The organism is Lysinibacillus sp. NPDC094403 (assembly GCF_050278745.1).
Classification (GTDB): domain Bacteria; phylum Bacillota; class Bacilli; order Bacillales_A; family Planococcaceae; genus Lysinibacillus.
The window spans coordinates 21318-42364 of sequence record NZ_JBNNTL010000026.1; the positions used below are offsets into that span (position 1 = coordinate 21318).

General features: G+C 37.2%; 18 protein-coding genes. 13 read left to right on the forward strand and 5 right to left on the reverse strand.

The features are described 5' to 3' along the window. Positions 1-67 precede the first annotated feature (67 nt). The 5 genes from ACQKMV_RS22290 (at position 68) to tsaD (ending at position 3315) form a co-directional block, all read left to right on the forward strand. Positions 68-403 carry a hypothetical protein gene (locus tag ACQKMV_RS22290; RefSeq protein ID WP_427474215.1) on the forward strand — a complete coding sequence of 112 codons (336 nt, stop codon included), beginning with the start codon at positions 68-70 and terminating at the stop codon, positions 401-403. A gap of 297 nt (positions 404-700) precedes the next feature. Continuing rightward, positions 701-1150 (forward strand): tRNA (adenosine(37)-N6)-threonylcarbamoyltransferase complex ATPase subunit type 1 TsaE, encoded by a 450-nt coding sequence (gene tsaE, locus ACQKMV_RS22295; RefSeq protein ID WP_427506579.1) that lies wholly within the window; start codon positions 701-703, stop codon positions 1148-1150. Then, complete coding sequence (gene tsaB, locus ACQKMV_RS22300; protein ID WP_427506556.1) at positions 1147-1854, forward strand: tRNA (adenosine(37)-N6)-threonylcarbamoyltransferase complex dimerization subunit type 1 TsaB; 708 nt, start codon at positions 1147-1149, stop codon at positions 1852-1854. Before tsaE ends, tsaB begins: the two co-directional genes overlap by 4 nt. Further along, on the forward strand, positions 1847-2299 hold the full coding sequence (gene rimI, locus ACQKMV_RS22305) for a ribosomal protein S18-alanine N-acetyltransferase (protein ID WP_427506558.1): 453 nt from the start codon (positions 1847-1849) through the stop codon (positions 2297-2299). Before tsaB ends, rimI begins: the two co-directional genes overlap by 8 nt. After that, complete coding sequence (gene tsaD / locus ACQKMV_RS22310) at positions 2299-3315, forward strand: tRNA (adenosine(37)-N6)-threonylcarbamoyltransferase complex transferase subunit TsaD (protein ID WP_427506559.1); 1017 nt, start codon at positions 2299-2301, stop codon at positions 3313-3315. The genes rimI and tsaD overlap by 1 nt, the downstream gene beginning before the upstream one ends. Positions 3316-3876: 561 nt before the next feature. On the opposite strand, the gene ACQKMV_RS22315 is transcribed toward tsaD, so the two are convergent. Next, positions 3877-5820, reverse strand: a complete 1944-nt coding sequence (locus ACQKMV_RS22315; RefSeq protein ID WP_427506561.1) for an ATP-binding cassette domain-containing protein — start codon at positions 5818-5820, stop codon at positions 3877-3879. 225 nt (positions 5821-6045) lie between these two features. On the opposite strand from ACQKMV_RS22315, the gene ACQKMV_RS22320 reads away from it, so the two are divergent. The 3 genes from ACQKMV_RS22320 to tatC all read left to right on the forward strand — a co-directional run bounded on the left by ACQKMV_RS22320 (position 6046) and on the right by tatC (position 7858). Beyond that, positions 6046-6681 (forward strand): redox-sensing transcriptional repressor Rex, encoded by a 636-nt coding sequence (locus ACQKMV_RS22320; RefSeq protein WP_132364235.1) that lies wholly within the window; start codon positions 6046-6048, stop codon positions 6679-6681. Between the two features lie 151 nt (positions 6682-6832). After that, the gene (locus ACQKMV_RS22325) at positions 6833-7018 is read left to right on the forward strand and encodes a twin-arginine translocase TatA/TatE family subunit (RefSeq protein ID WP_010857065.1); all 186 of its coding nucleotides are present in this window, start codon (positions 6833-6835) and stop codon (positions 7016-7018) included. Between the two features lie 18 nt (positions 7019-7036). Further along, positions 7037-7858 carry a twin-arginine translocase subunit TatC gene (gene tatC, locus ACQKMV_RS22330; RefSeq protein ID WP_427506563.1) on the forward strand — a complete coding sequence of 274 codons (822 nt, stop codon included), beginning with the start codon at positions 7037-7039 and terminating at the stop codon, positions 7856-7858. A 91-nt stretch (positions 7859-7949) separates the two neighbouring features. Here the strand turns inward: tatC and ACQKMV_RS22335 are convergent, their stop codons facing one another. After that, positions 7950-8714, reverse strand: coding sequence for a CPBP family intramembrane glutamic endopeptidase (locus tag ACQKMV_RS22335; protein WP_427506565.1), 765 nt, complete (start codon positions 8712-8714; stop codon positions 7950-7952). Positions 8715-8887: 173 nt separating this feature from the next. Here ACQKMV_RS22335 and groES point away from each other — a divergent pair, with 173 nt between their 5' ends. After that, a complete protein-coding gene (gene groES / locus ACQKMV_RS22340) occupies positions 8888-9172 on the forward strand; it encodes a co-chaperone GroES (RefSeq protein ID WP_049667833.1) in 285 nt (94 codons plus the stop codon). A gap of 147 nt (positions 9173-9319) precedes the next feature. After that, positions 9320-10960 carry a chaperonin GroEL gene (groL, locus tag ACQKMV_RS22345; RefSeq protein WP_427506567.1) on the forward strand — a complete coding sequence of 547 codons (1641 nt, stop codon included), beginning with the start codon at positions 9320-9322 and terminating at the stop codon, positions 10958-10960. Positions 10961-11205: 245 nt separating this feature from the next. Here the strand turns inward: groL and ACQKMV_RS22350 are convergent, their stop codons facing one another. From ACQKMV_RS22350 to ACQKMV_RS22360, 3 genes are all read right to left on the reverse strand, one after another. Further along, positions 11206-11922, reverse strand: coding sequence for a hypothetical protein (locus tag ACQKMV_RS22350; RefSeq protein WP_427506569.1), 717 nt, complete (start codon positions 11920-11922; stop codon positions 11206-11208). A 265-nt stretch (positions 11923-12187) separates the two neighbouring features. Beyond that, positions 12188-15343, reverse strand: coding sequence for an amino acid adenylation domain-containing protein (locus ACQKMV_RS22355; RefSeq protein WP_427506570.1), 3156 nt, complete (start codon positions 15341-15343; stop codon positions 12188-12190). Positions 15344-15488: 145 nt separating this feature from the next. Beyond that, positions 15489-17237, reverse strand: a complete 1749-nt coding sequence (locus ACQKMV_RS22360) for a methyl-accepting chemotaxis protein (protein WP_427506572.1) — start codon at positions 17235-17237, stop codon at positions 15489-15491. Positions 17238-17857: 620 nt separating this feature from the next. Between ACQKMV_RS22360 and ACQKMV_RS22365 the strand changes: the two genes are divergently transcribed. The 3 genes from ACQKMV_RS22365 to ACQKMV_RS22375 all read left to right on the forward strand — a co-directional run bounded on the left by ACQKMV_RS22365 (position 17858) and on the right by ACQKMV_RS22375 (position 20556). Then, positions 17858-18259 (forward strand): hypothetical protein, encoded by a 402-nt coding sequence (locus ACQKMV_RS22365; protein WP_427506573.1) that lies wholly within the window; start codon positions 17858-17860, stop codon positions 18257-18259. A 235-nt stretch (positions 18260-18494) separates the two neighbouring features. Next, on the forward strand, positions 18495-19832 hold the full coding sequence (locus ACQKMV_RS22370; RefSeq protein ID WP_427506575.1) for an AAA family ATPase: 1338 nt from the start codon (positions 18495-18497) through the stop codon (positions 19830-19832). Further along, positions 19825-20556 carry a hypothetical protein gene (locus ACQKMV_RS22375; protein ID WP_427506576.1) on the forward strand — a complete coding sequence of 244 codons (732 nt, stop codon included), beginning with the start codon at positions 19825-19827 and terminating at the stop codon, positions 20554-20556. The genes ACQKMV_RS22370 and ACQKMV_RS22375 overlap by 8 nt, the downstream gene beginning before the upstream one ends. Positions 20557-21047: the final 491 nt, after the last annotated feature.

Consider the following 21047-nt stretch of genomic DNA (forward strand, 5'->3'; position numbering starts at 1 on the left):
TTTAGCTCGTTAATAAGAGTGACTATTTTATCGATTCTCCTCGTATGAAGAATTTGGAGGTGTTAGCATGCGAAATTATTTTTACATAAAACGTATGAATATAAGCTTACTTATAGGTGCTATTGTAATACTAGCAGGTTGTGGAGATCCTATTTTAGACATAGAGGAGTCCAATGCGTACCATTGGCAGAAAAATATGAATGAAGCTGAATTTGAAAAATTAAAAGAAGGTATGTCATATATGGAAGTGGTAAAAATTGCAGGAGGAGCAGGAGACATAGTAAAAAAAGATCAATACCGCTGGAATGATGAAATACTTATGACAAAAACATATATAGTACGATTTAAAGATGATAAATTGGTTGATAAAGAGGTTACTGAGATAAAGGGGCATAAAAAATAAGCTCATTTTTATAAATGGTTTTATCTTTATTCAGCACATAGTTTAATAACGCTAACGGTGATTTAGCCAAGGCACAATTGATTAGTAGATTCAACTTACGACTCACCCCATAACGAGTACTATTTGGAGTGAAAATACCTTTGTTTATTAAATACACAGTAATTAATATTTTGTCGACAAGCTGAAACAATTACGCCAAGGTGTAATTGTTTTTTTTGAATTCCATTGGATGTTTTGAACATTTACGCTTGTTTCGGTAAACTAGAAGTAATGGAGCTAGGAGAGGAAAAAGAGATGATGTATGAAAAAATAATGAATTCACTTGATGATACTGAACATTTTGCGTTGAAGCTAGCAAGTTTACTAGAAGCCCAAGATACAATTACATTAGAGGGTGATTTGGGCGCAGGTAAGACGACATTTACGAAAGCATTAGCGAAGGGACTTGGTGTGACGAGAACGGTCAATAGCCCGACATTTACGATTGTAAAGCAATATGAGGGGCGTTTACCATTTAATCATTTAGATGTTTATCGTTTAGCAGAAAGCGATGAGGATCTTGGATGGGACGAACTATTTTATGGTGATGCGGTGTCAGTTGTAGAGTGGGCTCATTTGATTGAACAGGATTTACCACAGGAGCGTCTTGGAATAGAGATTTACCGAATCGGAGAAAATCAACGACGATTTGTATTAACACCTCTTGGCAAGCGATATGAGGCATTATGTGAGGAGCTAATGAAATGATTTGGTTAGGGATTGAAACAGCGAATGCACCACTTTCTATTGCTGTAATAAGGGATGGGAAAGTGATCGCAGAGATTGTACAAAATATAAAATTAACGCATTCAGCAGGTGCTATGCCAGCCATTGAAGAAGTGCTAGCAAAGGCTGGCTTACAACCAAGTGAGTTGGATGCGATTGCTGTATCAGAAGGACCTGGTTCTTATACCGGTGTACGAATAGGTGTGACGCTCGCTAAAACATTAGCATGGACACTTAAAAAGCCTTTAGTTGGAATATCTAGCTTAAAGTCATTGGCTGCAAATGCATCACTATATGATGGGTTTATTTGTCCTATTTTTGATGCGCGAAGAGGAAATGTCTATACGGCTGTTTACAAAGGTTATGGGCTTGAAGCGATTATTGATGATTATCACGATCATATTGATGGCTTGTTAGAGCGTTTGCAGGCTTTAGAGGCACCGGTTTTATTTGTTGGAGTAGATGTAGATGTTTTTTGGCATAAAATCGTAGAGGTGCTAGGTGATTATGCGCAACGCACACCTTCTAGTAATGATTTACCACGAGCAAGTGAAACAGTTCGGTTAGCAACGAAAGTAGAGCTACCAAGTGTGGATGCAGTGCATCATTTTGTCCCGCAATACAAACGTATTGCAGAGGCGGAGGCGAATTGGCTGAAGGAACAAAAGGAGAAGGCACATGAGTAGTAATGTAACATATCGTAAAATGGTATCTGATGATGTCCCAGCAGTATATGAAATTGAGCTTGCTATATTCCCTGTACCTTGGACGTTAGATTCTTTTTATTATGAAGTGCATGAAAATCAGTATGCACATTATGTGCTAGCTATAGATGAATATAATACCATTATCGGCTTTTGTGGAATGTGGATGGTTATAGACGCAGCGCAAATTACGAACGTAGCCGTTATAGATGCTGCTCGCGGTCGCGGAATTGGTGAAGGATTAATGCGTGAGGCAATGTGTATTGCTAGAGAGCATAGAATGGAAGTCATGAGTTTAGAGGTACGAGTAACAAATACAGTTGCTCAAAATCTTTATCGAAAGCTTGATTTCCAAGACGGTGGTATACGTAAAGGCTATTATACAGATAACGGGGAGGATGCCCTTGTCATGTGGGTGAATTTATAATGGAAAATCGAATTATATTAGCAATAGAATCGAGCTGTGATGAAACTGCAGCAGCGATTATTCGAAATGGCTCTGAAATTGTTTCAAATGTGGTTGCTTCTCAAATAGAAAGTCATAAACGATTTGGTGGAGTTGTACCTGAAATCGCATCTCGTCATCATGTTGAGCAAATTACAGTTGTCATAGAAGAAGCATTAGCACAGGCAAATATGAAACCAGCAGATTTAGATGCTGTGGCAGTTACTGAGGGTCCTGGTCTTGTAGGTGCATTGTTAATTGGGATTAATGCCGCGAAGGCCTTTGCATTTGCCAATAATTTACCGATTATCGGTGTACATCATATAGCAGGACACATATATGCCAATGCACTCGTGCAGCCAATGGAATTCCCATTATTAGCACTTGTTGTATCGGGTGGCCATACAGAGCTAGTTTATATGAAAGAACATGGCTCTTTTGAAGTCATCGGTGAGACGAGAGATGATGCGGCTGGAGAAGCTTATGATAAAGTTGCGCGTGTTTTAGACTTACCGTATCCAGGTGGCCCGCGAATTGATAAGTTAGCCCATGAGGGAGATGAGGCTGTATCCTTCCCAAGAGTGTGGTTAGAGGAAGATTCTTATGATTTTAGCTTTAGCGGCTTGAAATCAGCGGTTATTAATTACAAACATAATATGGATCAACGTGGTGAAGAAATTTATCCGACTGCCGTTGCCAAAGGATTTCAGGATAGTGTAGTTGAAGTGTTAACTGCGAAAACATTACGGGCAGCTCGCGAATATAAAGTGAAACAGGTTATTGCAGCGGGAGGTGTAGCGGCAAATAAAGGCTTACGTACATCACTTGATTCTGTATTTGCAGAAGAAGGTATCCCGTTTTATGTGCCACCATTAAAGTTGTGTACAGATAATGCCGCTATGATAGGGGCAGCAGCAACACCAATGTTTGAAGCAGGTATTCGCGGTAATTTATCAATGAACGGTCGCCCAGGTATGGAGTTAAAATCCTGGGTTTAACTTCTTTCAGAAGTTAAAGCCTCCGGCGGATGTCACAAAATCGGAAAGGAGTTCTTTGTGCAAGCACAAAGCCGATTTCGGACGCAATTATGCTGAGGCATAATTGATTATAGAAAAGAGGTGTTTTAGAGTTGATTCTAAAATACCTCTTTTTGCTTTTGTGAAAAAATTGTTGAGAAAAAATTGTTTATAAGAAAATTAGATTTAATAAGTTGACAAATTTTTCGGAAAATTATCCACAGGTAAAGAGCAATTAAAACATCGAACATTCGTACTTATGCACAAAATGTTGATAACTTGTGCATAACTTGTGATTATTCAATATATAGTAGCCTGTTTTGCACAAAGTGATGTGGATAAAATAATTTTGAATTGTGGACAATGTGGAAAAGTCTGTTGATATGTTGATATTACTAGATTTATTGTGTGTATAAAGCTGTGGGCATTTTTTGTCGAAAAATAGCACTTGACCAATATATATGAAAAATCAAGGCGAGTAAAGTAAAAAGCCATGCGACAAGGCACATGGCTTTACAAGTTATATTCCACTCCAGAGGGATGTTATAAAATAATATTTTCAAGTTCTTCACTTAGCTCAAGCCATTCCATTTCAAATAACTCGTATTGTTCCTTAGCTGTTGATAGTTCATCTTGAAGCTGTGTAATTTTTTCGTGGTCTGTGAAAATCTCGGGATCGCAAAGGGCTTCTTCTAATCGAGCTATTTCAAGATTCGCTTGTTGCATTTTCCCCTCTAGTTCTTCAAGCATGCGTCTAATTTGGCGCTCCCGTTTTTTAGCCTCTTTATCAATTTTAGAGGTAGATATCTTCTCAAGTACATCAGCTTGTACTTGCGGTTGAGCGGCAGCCTTCATTTGTGCAATTTCTAATAGCTCTTGTTTCTTCTCAAGATAATAATCATAGTCACCTAAGTACTCAAAGGAACCATCTCCAGATAGATCGATTACTTTAGTAGCGATTCGATTGATGAAATATCGGTCATGCGATACAAATAAGAGCGTTCCAGGATAATCGATAAGTGCGTTTTCAAGTATCTCTTTACTATCTAAGTCTAAGTGATTGGTAGGCTCATCGAGAATTAAGAAATTTGCCTTTTGCATCATTAACTTAGCTAATGCAAGTCTAGCTTTTTCTCCACCAGATAAAGACGACACAGTTTTATCTACTTCTTCTCCACTGAATAAGAAACGGCCAAGCACCGAGCGAATATCTTTTTCATTCATTAATGGCCATTCATCCCATAACTCTTTTAGAACACTTTTATTGCTCGATAACTTTGCCTGCTCTTGATCATAATAACCAATTTGAACATTTGTACCATAGCGAATCTCTCCAGAGAGTGGTAGCAAATCTTTGACAATCGTTTTTAATAAAGTTGATTTACCAACACCATTTGGTCCAACTAATGCAATTCGATCTTCGCGGAAAGTACGTAATGTGATGCCGCTTGATATTTTCTTATCACCATAACCTATCGCTAAGTCATCAATAGATAATACATCATTACCACTTTGACGTTCAATTGTAAAACCGAAGCTTGCTGACTTTTCATCGCCATCAGGGGAATCCATCCATTCTGTACGTTCAAGCATTTTACGACGACTTTGTGCCATTTTAGTAGTAGAAGCACGAGCAATATTTTTTTGAATAAATTCCTCAAGCTTGGCTTTCTCATCTTGTTGTCGTTCAAATAGCTTTAAATCACGCTCATAATTTTTCGCTTTTTCATCTAAATAGTTACTATAATTGCCTGTATATTTTGTGACACGATGACGAGAGACTTCGTAGACAATGGAAACAACCTGGTCTAAGAAGTAGCGGTCATGGGAAACAATTAGAATAGCCCCTTCATAGCCTTTTAAATATGATTCCAACCAAGAGAGGGTTTCAATATCCAAATGGTTAGTAGGTTCATCGAGTATTAATAGGTCAGGTTTACTTAAAAGAAGTTTAGCGAGTGCTAAACGAGTTCGTTGTCCCCCTGATAGTGAGCTAATTGGCTTTTGGTAATCCTCAGGATAAAACTGCATGCCATGAAGGACAGAACGTGTATCAGATTCATATTGATAGCCACCCGCATCCTTAAAAGTATGCTGTAAATGATCGTATTCAGACATTATTTTTGCATATAAAGTAGAATTCTCATAAACAGTGGGATCAGCCATTTGTTGTTCTAGTGACCGTAGTGCTTGTTCTTGTGCAATAAGCGGTTCAAAAATTGTCATCATTTCATCCCAAATAGACAATGTTGAATTTAATCCAGCATGTTGCTCTAAATATCCAATTTGTACACCTTTAGGAATAATTATATCGCCAGAGTCATATGACATTTGACCAGCAATTATTTTAAGTAAAGTGGACTTACCAGCACCGTTACGACCTACTAATGCAACGCGGTCACGATGTTGAACCTCTAATTTTACGCCACTTAAAATTTCATCTGCAAGGAAGGATTTATATAGTTGATTGACCTGTAAAACAATCATTCTTGACACCTCAATTCTTCCTTAGTGTAATAGATGAGCGATTCGCTTGCAATGTCGAGGCTTTACTTATGCTAAGCTGTCATGTAAGATTGAAACGATTTCCCTTTAGTTAGTGCGTAAAAGCGCCATTAACTAAAGGGGAATACTCCAGTGAATATTATAAACTTAGTAAATAGTTAATTAAGTATGTATCATGCTATTTGATACATATAAGGAGGAAAAAGTTTGAAACAAGAATTAAAAATTCCACAAGCCACTACAAAAAGACTTCCTCTTTACTATCGATTTATTCAAAACTTTGCACAAGAAGGCATGGAGCGCATTTCATCGAAGGAACTGAGTGAAGCGATGAAAATTGATTCTGCAACTATTCGCCGTGATTTTTCTTATTTTGGTGCTCTAGGGAAAAAGGGATACGGCTATGATGTGCAGCATCTCTTAAAATTTTTTAGTCAAACGCTCGATCAACATGAAGCGACAAAAGTAGCGTTAATTGGTGTAGGTAATTTAGGTAGTGCTTTATTAAAATATAATTTTCAAAAAAATCATAATACTCATATCGTTGTGGCATTTGATTCAAAGGCCCCGAAGGAAGGTAAGATGATTAGCAATATTCCTGTTTTTCATCCTGATTTATTGGAAGAAAAGTATGCAGAATATGGAGCAGAGCTTGCAATTTTAACAGTTTCACCACGTTCCGCACAGAAAATGGCTGATAGATTAGCGGTAATGAACGCAAAAGGAATTTTGAACTTTACGCCAGAGCGTATTACTGTACCAGATAAAATGCAACTTTTAACAATCGATTTATCGGTAGAATTACAGGCGCTTATTTATTTAATTCGTAATCAGGAAGAGTGATAAATGTACATACTTTAAGTATAGCTCACATTTTTTGTCAATAGAGGTATGTAGTAAAATGAGAGAGTGGCGAAAAACTTTCACATATTATTAGTTAGCATAATGGCGAAATATGCGTTAAAATGATGGATATAAAGAGGAGGTGGCTTTAATGGGTGGTATTGGTCCTATGAGCCTCATTATTATCGGAATTGTCGCATTACTAATTTTCGGTCCTAAGAAGTTACCGGAGCTTGGTAAAGCATTTGGTTCAACATTACGTGAATTCAAAAATGCTACTAAAGGATTAGCCGACGAAGATGATGATGACAAGAAAAAGAAAGAACTAGATAAGTAAAGTTAGGATGTTTGAGGAATGAATCCAAAAGATCTAACTGTCATTCAGCATATAGAAGAATTAAGAAAACGGCTTTTTATTGTTGCCGTTTTCTTTGTTCTCGCTATGGCTGGCGGCTTTTTTGTTGCGAAACCGCTTGTTAAATACCTTCAAACTACTGGAGCGAATTATAATATAGAGCTTCATGCGTTTGATGTAGTAACACCACTTGCAATTTATATCCAAGTCGTTTTTTTAATAGCATTTATTCTATCTTCTCCGGTATTGATGTATCAATTGTGGGCATTTATTAGCCCCGGACTAAGGGACGTGGAACGAAAAGCAACCTTAAGCTATATCCCGTATTCGTTTATATTGTTTTTAGCAGGGCTATCTTTTTCATATTTTTTACTATTCCCTTACGTCATAAAGTTTATGATGAATTTATCAAATGAATTAGAAATTCAGCAAACGATTGGCATACATGAATATTTTTCGTTTTTATTTAAGCTTACAATACCTTTTGGTTTTCTTTTTCAATTACCGATCGTCGTCTTGTTCTTTTCACGTATTGGGATTCTATCGCCTGAGTTACTAATTCGTATTCGTAAGTACTCATACTTTGGTTTATTTGTATGTGCTGCTCTAATCGCACCACCTGAATTAGCTTCACACTTAATGGTTTCAGTACCGTTATTTATGCTTTATGAAATTAGCATTATGATTTCCCGTGTTGGCTATAAGAAATACTTAAAATCAGAGGAAATGCGAATGAAGGAAGAACAAGAAGCTGAGCAAAAACGCCAGGTCGAAGAGGCACTTGAACAGCAGCGCCGTCAAATCGAAGAATTGAATCAATAAAAATAGAAGCTCGATGCTAATTAGAAGCATCGAGCTTTTTCGTCGTTATATCTACCTGAAAATCAGTGGGAAGAAAAACTTCCACTGATTTTTATTGCATTTTTTCTAGTTGTTCAAGAAACTTTTGCAATGGTTCTGCATACAATTGTACAAGTGTCACAAAACCATTCAGCATGACATGGGCGATAATGGACGTCCAAATACGTTTTGTTTTGTGATATAAGAAGGCAAAAATCAATCCGCAGATTGTATAAAGCAAGATATGTGAGAAGTCGAAATGAATAAGTGCGAAGAATATTGCGCTTACTATACCGGCTACCCAGAAATTAGTTGTTTGGACAAGCGATCCAAAAATAACACGGCGGAAGACGAACTCTTCTAATATTGGTCCAAATACGACAATTGCTAATATCGCAATAGGAGCACCTTTTGCAATAGCTACAATATCAGCTGTGTTTTGCGACCCACCTTGGATACCGAATATAGCCATTTCGATAGCTGCGCCAATCATTTGGCCAATAAAAACTAGGAAGAAACCAATAATTCCCCACATAATTGACAGTGGTATAGTTTCTTTCTTTCCTTGATAAATATCCCAAAACGCTTTATCGCGAGATGTTATGATTAAGCTTAGAATTAATGCAATGGCAAAGCTAAGTGCAATATACCAGCCTTGCGTAAGTGGAGCAGCTTGCTCACTAGGTAAACCGGTTGTACTCATAACAAGCTTGTGAAACGGTTGTGCCAGCCATCTACCTGATATTTGCATGAGAATATAGATCAATAAAACATAAAGGGCTGTTTTTTTATGTTTAAATATTTTTTGAGAATTGTTCACAGTCAAAATCCTTTCCATTCATTATGCTATCTTTCTATTGTAGAGGAATATGGAAAGAAAACAAAATTTTTCGTAGTTCTGACTTGCAAAAAAAAGTACGATTGATTATCATAATAATTGTGTTAGCACTCGTCTGTGTAGAGTGCTAAAAACGCTTGAACATACATTTTATTAATAGGAGGTTGTTTCACTTGTTAAGACCACTAGGAGATCGTATTGTAATCGAACTAATCGAGGTAGAAGAAAAATCTGCATTCGGTATTGTACTGCCAGACTCTGCAAAAGAAAAACCGCAAGAAGGTAAAGTTGTAGCAGTTGGGACAGGTCGTATATTAGAGAACGGGCAACGTGTAGAGCTTGACGTTAAAGTTGACGACCGCATTATTTTCTCAAAATACTCTGGTACAGAAGTTAAATATGAAGGTAATGAATACCTAATTTTACGCGAAAGCGATATTCTTGCAATTATTGAATAAATTAATATTTTAGCTTGATTAAAGTAAATGCCTTGAGTGATCGTCACAGATAAACAAATGGGTCGATGACGATGACAGTATGGCGAAATTTTTATAAATATATTGATGAAGCTTAACGAATATTCCATTCCAGGAGGGTAAATTCAAATGGCAAAAGATATTAAATTCTCAGAAGACGCTCGTTCATTAATGCTACAAGGTGTAGATAAATTAGCAAACGCAGTAAAAATTACTCTAGGGCCTAAAGGTCGTAACGTAGTTTTAGAAAAAAAATTCGGTTCACCACTTATTACAAATGATGGTGTAACAATTGCAAAAGAAATCGAACTAGAAAACCCATATGAAAACATGGGTGCAAAATTAGTAGCAGAAGTTGCTTCTAAAACAAATGAAATCGCTGGTGACGGTACAACAACTGCAACAGTATTAGCTCAAGCAATTATTCGTGAAGGCTTGAAAAACGTAACAGCTGGTGCAAATCCTGTAGGTATTCGTAAAGGGATCGACAAAGCAGTTGCAGCAGCCCTTACAGAATTACACGCTATTTCTCGCCCAGTAAGCAACAAAGAGGAAATCGCACAGGTTGCGGCTATCTCTGCTGCTGATGATGAAGTAGGTCAATTAATTGCAGAGGCAATGGAACGTGTAGGTAACGATGGTGTTATTACTATTGAAGAATCTAAAGGCTTCACAACTGAGCTTGATGTAGTTGAAGGTATGCAATTCGACCGTGGCTATGCATCACACTACATGGTAACAGATACAGATAAAATGGAAGCTGTATTAGACAACCCATTCATTCTTATTACTGATAAAAAAATTACAAACATTCAAGAAGTATTACCATTATTAGAACAAGTGGTACAACAAGGTCGTCCACTGTTAATCATCGCTGAAGATGTTGAAGGTGAAGCTCTTGCAACACTTGTAGTAAACAAACTTCGCGGTACATTCAATGCGGTAGCGGTTAAAGCTCCAGGATTTGGTGATCGTCGTAAAGCAATGCTTGAAGATATCGCAATTTTAACAGGTGGTCAAGTAATTACAGAAGAATTAGGCTTAGACCTTAAATCAGCTGATATTACATCACTTGGTCGCGCTGCAAAAGTTGTTGTTACAAAAGACAATACAACAATCGTAGAAGGTGTTGGCAGTGCAGATGCAATCGAAGGCCGTATTGGTCAAATCCGTGCTCAACTTGCTGAAACAACTTCAGAATTCGATAAAGAAAAATTACAAGAACGCCTTGCAAAATTAGCAGGTGGTGTAGCAGTAATCAAAGTTGGTGCTGCAACAGAAACAGAACTAAAAGAGCGCAAACTTCGCATTGAAGATGCTCTTAACTCAACTCGTGCAGCAGTTGAAGAAGGAATCGTATCAGGTGGTGGTACAGCACTTCTTAACGTATATGCAGCAGTTGAAAAAGTTGCAAATGTAGAAGACGGCGACGTAGCAACTGGTATTAAAATTGTTCTACGTGCTTTAGAAGAACCAGTTCGTCAAATCGCAAACAACGCGGGTCTTGAAGGCTCAATTATCGTAGATCGTCTAAAACGCGAAAAAATCGGTGTAGGCTTCAATGCTGCAACTGGCGAATGGGTAAACATGATTGAAGCGGGCGTAGTAGACCCAGCGAAAGTAACTCGCTCAGCTCTACAAAACGCAGCATCTGTAGCAGCTCTATTCTTAACAACAGAAGCAGTTGTAGCAGACATCCCAGAACCAGCTTCAGCAATGCCAGATATGTCTGGTATGGGCGGCATGGGCGGCATGGGCGGCATGATGTAATCTACGGCTCCAGCCAAATAAAAATCACTTCTCAAATTTGAGAAGTGATTTTTATGCTTTAGCGAATATTTTTCAGTGAATCGCTGATAGAATATGGACAATCGCTGATAAAAATAGCAAAATCGCTGATAAATCCCAACAATCGCTGATAAAAATAGCAAAATCGCTGATAAACCTCGACAATCGCTGATAAATCCCAACAATCGCTGATAAAGCTAATAAAACCCTGAAAAAGAGCTTTAGACTTATTCTTTTTGCTTCAACCTAAAATCAGGAGGAATATAAGAGATAAGAGAATAATCGATTTCTTCACCTGCTTGAGTGGATAATTGTACAAGTAAAGATTCTTCGTTATTTGAGGGATGTATAGCGCTTGTTTTTATAGTAATCACTTGAGCACCAATTCTTCTTGGGCTTCCAACAACGACCACCTGATTTCCTAACGTATAAACTGCTATAATATCAGCTTGGAACGTGACAATATATAAATCTAAATCAGTTTTATGTTGAAACGTTGGAATCTTGAACCCCATATTTTGTTCAAAGTCATACCAATCAGAAAGAGCAACATCGTAATTCGTAAATAGTCGATGTAGTGCATAATGAATTCTAGTTGGGACATAGCTCCACCGACCGATTGAACTATGCCAATATTCTTCATAAGCGGGTCTCCGATAGCCAGGATTGTTGATGATAACATCATAAGGAATTTTAGTGCCATTCTCTATCACATGTGAAAGTGTATCAAATTTTGATGGGAGAGATAATTCTGGAAAAGGAGGGTCAGCAATTGTTTGAGGTTTTATCGGCTCAAGACTATTCAAACGATTCTCTAGGCCTTTTATTTTTGCTTTAAGCTCATAAAATCTATTTGGTTCTTCAGCATCGTAAGAAGATACAATGTTCAAATTAAATAATATTAGGGTAATCATACATAAAGATATTTTTTTTACGTTACACATAGATTCACCTCACTACATACTTTGTTCATTAAATGAAGAAATATGTAGTATTCTCAAAATTTTTATAAACATGGACTTGCATCGTGTTGTTGCCGCTGCCGCTACGCTTTCACTCAAAAAACATTTGCAGGCTTAAGCACAAAGCCGATTCCGGACGCATTTATGCCGTGACATAATTAATTTACTTTTCTTTTTAATAAAAAAGTAGTACAACCTATCCTAGGTTGTACTACTGATCTAATTACCCATCGTTGTAATCCTGGAATTATCGAACTTCGACAGGCATTGGCTCAGGAAAATAGCCTATTTTAATACCATAATTCATCATATTACGAATAAAAGCTGGGTTAGGAGCTTCGCATGTGATATCAGTATTCGCTAAAAATTCCTGCGTTTTTTTGCTATTAAAGACAAACGGTGAATCACTTGCTCCATCACCTTCGAGCTGTGCGATGGCTAAAGATAAATATTCTTTCGTTTCCTCAGAATGCTCACCATGTAATAGCCAGTCCGTATACTCCTGTGCAGTTACAATGTCTAACTCATAGTCGAGGTCCTTCAGCATTTTGATAAAATCTAGATAGGTTAGAGGAACAGGATTACACAGGTGGAATATTTGTCCGTTTGATGTTGGTTGGCAAGCTAGAGCAACTAATGCTTGGCTAGCATAATTAATCGGTGTAAAATCTACATGCCAATTAGCTGTTGGTGTTTTACCTAAGTAAAGCATAGACTTAATCATTCGGTAAAAAGCATTATCGTCTATATTACGTTGGAATTTCCCTGTGACGGAATGACAAGTTAAATTTCCAACACGATAGATTGAAATTGGAATTTGATCGTTTATTGCATTTCGAACAAGATTTTCAGCCTCTAGCTTACTTTGTGTATAAACATTATCGAGCTTAATATCATAATTAAAGTTACCTTGTGCTTCATTGGGGCCCCATTGATGTGCAGCAAGTTCCTCTGGAATACCTAATGTTGATACATAGTGGAAATGGATACCTTGTTTGCTCTTTGCTAGTTCAAGCAAATATTTCGTACCTTCAACATTTACATCATTAAAATGATCTGTTGAGCCAAAATGCCTTACATCTGCTCCACAGTGAATAATCGCATCAATTTCTGCAATAATTGTCTGCTCATCCTTCATAGATAAATTAAGGCCACGTTTCCCCAAGTCTCCTTGAATAACTGTTACTCGATTTTCCATAAGGACATCTATATCATTTTCAAAATAGAATAGCATACTTTCCATTAGCTTTTCTTCAAGTGATATTTGTGCATTTGGTCGAATGAGGCAGTAGATATGCGCACTTGTTTTCATTAATAGCTCATATAGCACATGACTTCCTAAATAGCCAGTCGCCCCAGTTAACAGAACGGTATTCATCGGTAATGATTTTACTGTTTGAGAGACGGGGAGAGCAATGGGCTCCATCAGTTCCTTCAATATTGAATTTGCTGTCTGATCTTGATGATCATGATCCTCAGGTTGATAGTTACTAATATAATCGTCAAGCTCTGCAATGGTTTGATGTTGGAAGAAATCTTGAATTTTTAAAAATGGAATATGCTTTTTCACTTGTACAAGAATTTCAAGCACCTTCAATGAATGTCCACCAATATGAAAGAAGTTATCATGAATTCCTACGCGCTCTATGCCCAGCACATTTTCCCAAGCATTTGCTAATAATTGTTGTATATCGTTTTCAGGCGCATCATATGGACTGTTAAGAGATGTAGTTACCTCCATTGAAGCTAATTGTTTACGATCAATTTTGCCTGTTGGAGACAATGGCATGTCCTGTAATTCAAAGAAACGTTCAGGAACCATATAATCTGGTAAATTACTTGCTAAAAAATCTCTAATCGAAGCTTGTTCTACCTGATTACCCTTAGATACAGTGTAGTAGGCGGATAAACTATTATTACCATCTGTCATTTTCTTCGCAAGTATGATGGCTTCTTGAATGCTAGGATGATTGCTTAATACCGTTTCAATCTCCCCAAGCTCAATACGAAAACCTCTTACTTTAATTTGAGAATCTTTACGTCCGACAAATTCAATAACACCACTTGGCAATAAACGAACTAAATCGCCTGTTCGATACATCCATTCATCTGATTTAAATAAATGGGGGATAAATGCCTCAGCGGTTTTCTCTGGCTGATTTAAGTAGCCTGCTGCTAAACCAGTACCAGCTATACATAATTCTCCGATTTCATTAATAGGACAAAGCTGACCATCTTTATTAACAATATACATCTCATAATTAGCAATTGGCTTACCGATAGGAATACTTGCCTGATTGTCTGTTATTACATCCTTTACTCTGTAATAGGAGGACAGCACAGTACATTCAGTCGGTCCATAAACGTTAATAATCTCAGTCGCTGTACCGAATTTTTCTTGCCATCTTTGTACGACAGCGGGCATTAGAGCTTCTCCGCCAACTGACAAATAATTAAGTGACGATAATTTTTCACGGTATTCTAAAGGAAGGTGTGTAGCAAGCTGTGTAAAAAATGCATTTGGCACAGTAGCTGTTGTTACTTGTTCGCGTGCAACCATATCAGCGAATGCCTCAATGGATATACGTTCGACGCTTGTTAACATATGTAATATTGCACCTGAAAAGAAAGCGGTAAATGTTTCTGTAACAGATGGGTCAAAACTGTAAGAGATAAACTGAGAAAATACGTCAGCCTTCGTAGTCCGGTAGATTCTTTGATTATCCGTAATCAAGTTAATAACAGCTTCATGCTTGAGCATGACGCCCTTTGGTTGGCCTGTCGATCCCGATGTATAAATAATATAGGCTAAATCAGTTGGACTAAGGGCAATATGAACATTTTCTTTTGGAAAGGCTATCTCCATCCGATTCATTGTAAAAACGGTGCGAGATAGGGAATCATTATGTATTAATTCATTAATCAATTGAGTATATTCATCTTTTGTTAATATGAATGGGGCACCTGTATCGTTTAAAAGGTAATGACAACGTTCTTTCGGATAGCTAGGATCAACGGGGACATATATGCCTCCAGCCTTTAATACGCCTAGCAAACCAATTACTGTTTCTTTACTTCGTTCCATGACAATCGCTACTTTATCACCTTTTCGCAAACCACTGGCAACTAACATATGTGCAATTTGATTGGATTGTTCATTAAGCTGACGATATGTCATCATACCACCATCAAATGATAATGCTATTCGGTCAGTAAACTGATTAGCTGCTTGATAAAATGCGTCAGGTATTGTTTTACTCTTGTCATAGTACGCTTTTGTTTGATTTAAAGTTGAATATAATAACAAATCCTCTTCGTTTAACAATTGTGTACGATCAGATGGAGGGATTTGTTGTTCGGGTTGTTTCATTTGAGAAAGTGGTATTTCTTGTTTTATATTCAATTATTACAACTCCTATTTTAAAAAGGGAAGCTGTCTTATAAGTCTCTCAATAAACAGAATTTACTTATAAGACAGCGCCTTTCATTTTTGTCTCGCATATAATTGGCAGTAATACTTCACTCGGAACTTTCGAATGGAGTTTTCTTTACTTCACTACAAAAGTGTTGACAACATTTAATAATTCATTTGATAAGTCAGTCAGTGCTTGGGCTTCTTCAGAAACTTTATGCACAGTGTTAAGTTGAGATGCAGATGTTTCGGCTACTGCTCTCGTATTATCTCTTGAATTTACCGAGAAGTCTTCCATATCCTTAACAGCAGAAGTTACTTCCTCCATACCCGCAGCCATTTCTTCAATTGTTGCAGATAGTTCTTGAATTTGCCCAGTAACATGATGAATAGAAGTGAAAATTTGACTAAATGATTTCTCTGAATCATTAATCATCAATAAACCATTGTCCACTTCTTCCACAGCTCGTGTCATAATATTTACGGATTCATACGTATCGCGCTGGATATGGGAAATAAGCGTAGAAATTTCACTAGCTGAAGCTTCTGATTGCTCAGCAAGCTTGCGAACTTCGTCTGCAACAACAGCGAAACCACTTCCAGCTTCTCCAGCACGAGCAGCTTCTATTGCTGCATTCAACGCAAGTAAATTTGTTTGGGAAGCGATCCCTGTAATAATACCGACGATTTCTTCAATTTTACCTGAATGTTCACCAAGCATTTTTACAGATGATGCTGATTGATTTACAGCCTTACTAATGGCATTCATTTGTGCTACAGATTTATTAGTAGATGCATTGCCTTTTTCAGCTTCTTCTGAGGCAAGGATAGAAGATTCCGAAATTTGATTGGATGTCATGGCAATTCGTTGAATACCTATGCTCATTTCCTCAATTGTAATGGAGCTTTCTTGTGCTTTTTGTACTTGTAAATCAGCGCCTCCTGCAATCTCTTGCATAGATGAAGCTACACTATTGTAAGAATCTGTTGCCTCCTGCATATTGGTTGATAAAACATTTGCGGACTTTGAAACATGGGTAGAAACATTTGTTGCACTTTTAATAACCGTTCTCAAATTCTCGATCATTGAATTAAAGTTTTCTGTTAGCATGCCGACTTCATCTGTTGATGATACAGGTAAAGGCTCAAGCTCTAAATTACCTTCTGCTACCTTTCTAGATTGTCGAGATAGTAGTTGGATTGGTTTTAATTTTCTTTTTAAAAGAGAGTAAACTGCAATAGATGAACCAATTAAGAAAGTAACTGTCACTAAAAGTATCCACATTACTTCTGACATCGCCTTAGCGGTCACCATTGATACATCATAGTCCATTGCATAGGCAGCCATAATAGATCCATCTTCATCAAAAATAGGTGTAATTCCTGTTTTATAGCTACCATACTCATCGCTATATATTTCAGTAGCTGTAGCTTCCTTTGTTTCAAATACCTCTTTAATCCTTGCAAGGAAATCTGAAGATAGGCCCATTGCTATCATGTCTTGGTTATATTCAGCTCCCACATCCAGAACACTAGATGAAAGAACCGGTGCATTTATTTTTTCTCCATCTAACGTAATGAGATAAAGGTTCGTAATAATATCGGATTGATCGTTTATAGCATCCATTTCTTTTGTCAAACGAAGGACATCGGGGTTACTAGCATTAGGCTCCTTCAATACAGATTTCAGTGTCTTTAGATCTATGGTTTTGGATAGAATCAATCCTTTGTCATAAAGAGATTGGTCCATATCTTTTAAATTACTGTTCTTGACTATATAATAGGAAAGACCTAAAGTGACTAATCCGAATAGTAATAAAATACTTAACATTATAGCTGTTAACTTTTTACTGATGGACGTATGCTGTTTCTTACTTTTTCTCATGCTCTTCCTCCTAAAATAATATACAAAACATATTTCAAATTAGGACAATTGTGGCGTGATTGTCCGAATGTAACGAGAAAAAATCGCTACAATTGGTAACGTAGATGTAAATATTCTTGAAAGTTATGTACCATTTTGTTACAAATAGAATGAATGCAAAATAATCCATTCATATCCTTACATTAAACAACTATACTGCCAAAAAATAAGGTTAACAACCCAGAAAACTTACTATTTCGACATTAAATCTACGGAAATTAAATGAGTATTTAGTTTTTTAGTCTATAAAATTTTTTATAGTATAGATATTTTTATAAAAAAGTAACCTTTTTTTAATATAAAATAATCAGGAACGTTGTTATGTAAGTTGATTGTAAAACATTTGTTTTGATGTTTACCCCCGTGGGTAAGCGAGAAGCCATGTCCTCAGTTTTTTATAAGTCAATAATAGTTTCTAATAAATAATAAAAAGGCTATCCATTAGTTCGTATTTGAACTCCTGGATAGCTTTTTTGCTATAGTGATTTATCTTGGACTTCCATATATCAGGTGACAAATCTACATGCCAGGTAGGTTTAAACCTGGTAAACCGGGTAAGCTAGGATATTGCCCTCCTGGGAATGGCTGAGGACGTGGCGGATATGGCTGCGGAGGACGCGGTGGATATGGTTGTGGCGGATATGGTTGCGGAGGACGTGGCGGATATGGTTGTGGCGGATATGGCTGCGGAGGACGCGGTGGATATGGTTGTGGCGGATATGGTTGCGGAGGACGAGGTGGATATGGTTGTGGCGGATATGGTTGCGGAGGACGAGGTGGATATGGTTGTGGCGGATATGGCTGTGGAGGACGAGGTGGATATGGTTGTGGCGGATATGGTTGCGGAGGACGCGGTGGATATGGTTGTGGCGGGTATGGCTGCGGAGGACGTGGTGGATATGGTTGTGGCGGGTATGGCTGTGAAGGGCGCGATGGATATGGCTGTGTTGGACGTGTTGGATACGGGCTACCAGAAGGCATAGTAGGGTGAAACGGAATGTTAACATCAATATCTTCGGGATTTAATCTAGGATTGACCAATGAAACACACCTTTCTTCTTTTTTCTTTTCTAACATATGCCTACTATTATTATTGTCATAGGCATTAAACTAAGCGAATGATCGATAAAGGTATAATTCGCTAAAATAGAAAGTGTTATAAAATATATCAAATTTAATTATAATAGAAGGAAATGCTGTTGAAGGGTGTTTAGATAAATGACCATTATAAAAATCAAAAGAATAAAGATACAAAATTTACGAAATGTACGACATGGTGAAATTGTTTTAACTGTGAATTTTGAGACATTTTTTAAGGCTAATGTTGTAGGTATATACGGACAAAACGGTTCAGGGAAAACAACTATTGTTGATGCATTCGGCTTGTTAAAGGCACTTATTTCCGGCTGGATAGCTGAAATTAAATTGCCATCTCAGGAAAAGCGATTAATTATGGCAGGGGAGGATACGGCAAGTATTGAGTTCGAGTTTCTTATAGAAAATCAATTTGGCACATTCTTCCTCAATTATTATGTAGAGTTGCAAGAAGATGAAAACAGACTATATACAACGGTTGAACGAATAGCTTACAGAGAAAATGAGAAAGGGAAACGTTCAAAGATTCTAATTAATGTTACAGAGGAAGACATACAAATACGTAAAACAAACCTTTCTGATATGAATGAAAAAAAGCGTATTCAATTACTAGTCATTCATCAATTATCTAAAAAACAGTATGCGTCCTTTGTCTTTCACAAAGATTTAAAGCCGTTATTACAGGACACGCTGTCAGAGCTAGAAATGCAATTGCTTCATAATTTGGCAATAGATTTTAATCGAGATTTACATGTCGTTAATAATCAAAATATCGCACCATTATTTGAAGAGCGCATCATGCCCTTTAGTATCCATCTAGAAAAAACTCGTGGTTCTATACCATACAATTTGAAGGGGCCAGCGTTATTGCCAGAGGATACGTTTTATGTGTTATGTGAAGTGATAGAGCAAAGTAATCGTGTATTATCAGCGATTATTCCAGGCCTAAGTATAAAGATTAATGTAATTACAAAACAAACTATGGATAATGGGGAAAAAGGAATTCGTTTTGAATTTTTATCGCAGCGAGGGGATCGCGTATTACCATTACGGACAGAGTCTGAAGGAATTTTGAAAATTATATCTGTACTAAGTGTGCTTATTGCAGTTTATAATAACCCAAATGCTTGTGTAGTAATTGATGAATTAGATTCTGGTGTTTTTGAATATTTGTTAGGCGAGTTGTTAACAGTGATTGATGAGGACGGAAAAGGCCAGCTTATTTTCACGTCTCATAATTTACGTGTGTTAGAGGTGCTAGCTATTAAAAACTTATGGTTTACGACAACGAATGAGGATCGGCGTTATATGCAGCTAAAGGGTATTAAAGAGGTAAATAATGCTCGAGATGTTTATTTACGTGCAATTCAGTTGGGCGGACAGGATGAAGAGGTTTATAAAGAAACGAAGACATTAAAAATAAAGCGTGCCTTTAGAAAAGCAGGTGTCCAGTGTGACTAAAAAGGTTCTTTTAATCATTGTAGAGGGGCAGACGGAGCAAATTGTTTTAGAGGATTATCTAGATGAACATTTCTCCAATTCTACAATTCGCTTTGATGTACAACGAGAGGATATTTTAACGAAGTGGGATGCTAATAAAAGAATACCTAATATTAAAAATAGTGTCGCGCGAGTGATTCAGAGCTATTTGGAGAAGTATAAGTTTTTAGCGAAGGATTTAACCGCTGTCGTTCATATTACTGATGCAGATGGTTGTTTTATTGCCCCCGAATTTGTCAAGGTGAAGGAAGATATTGAGCAAAATTTATACTATACAGAAGATGCAATATTGGTGAAATCTGAGAAGCGTAAGGAGCAAATCGAACAACGAAATGAAATGAAGGCGAATAATGCCAAAATCCTTGTGGCAAATGATCATTTTAGCATTCATCGATTAAGAATACCGTATCAGCTATTCTATTTTTCTACAAACTTAGAACATGTACTATGGAATGAGCGCAATGAAGTAGCAACGGAAAAGGTGCAAAAGGCTGATGAATTTATGGAAAGTTTATCGACCTCCATAGAAGAGTTTTTAAAAGAATTTCTTCCAGTTAACGCTGAACTTCCATATAAAGAAAAAATGAAAATGAGTTGGTCATTTTTAATGGAGGACTGTAATTCGTTACAGCGCGGAACGAATGTGCCGTTATTATTTGAAATGATTAAATCAGATGTACAATGAAAAACAAAATGGCTAAGGTAATCTTTGTGAATGATGATTTCCGTTCCAGGCTACTCGCTTTCCTGTGGGCGAGCGTCGAGCCGCTTCCTCCGCTTCGCTTCGTGCAGGGTCTCGCTTTCCCACGGGAGTCGAGTAGCCTTCCACTACAATCAGCAATAGTGTAGAACTTTTATAAAATCTATGCATTTCAAAAGTGAACAAATGGTTGCTCTTCATAATAGACTTATAACAGTTAGGGCGATTGTATATCTGTTTTTGCTGACGCTTCGCTTTCGCACAGAAAAATCATTGCTGAAGTTACGTCTTATTATTCTAAATTAGAATGAAATACCAGATAAAAATACATGCTAAGTGAAATGGTTGATTGGAGTGGAGACTGGGCGACTCCTTGGGGATTAGTGATCTGACCCCAAAAATATGAACTTTTTTATGAAGCTTTTCGAAACTCAACGGGACTTTTTCCGTTGAGTTTTATTTTAATTCGTTCATGA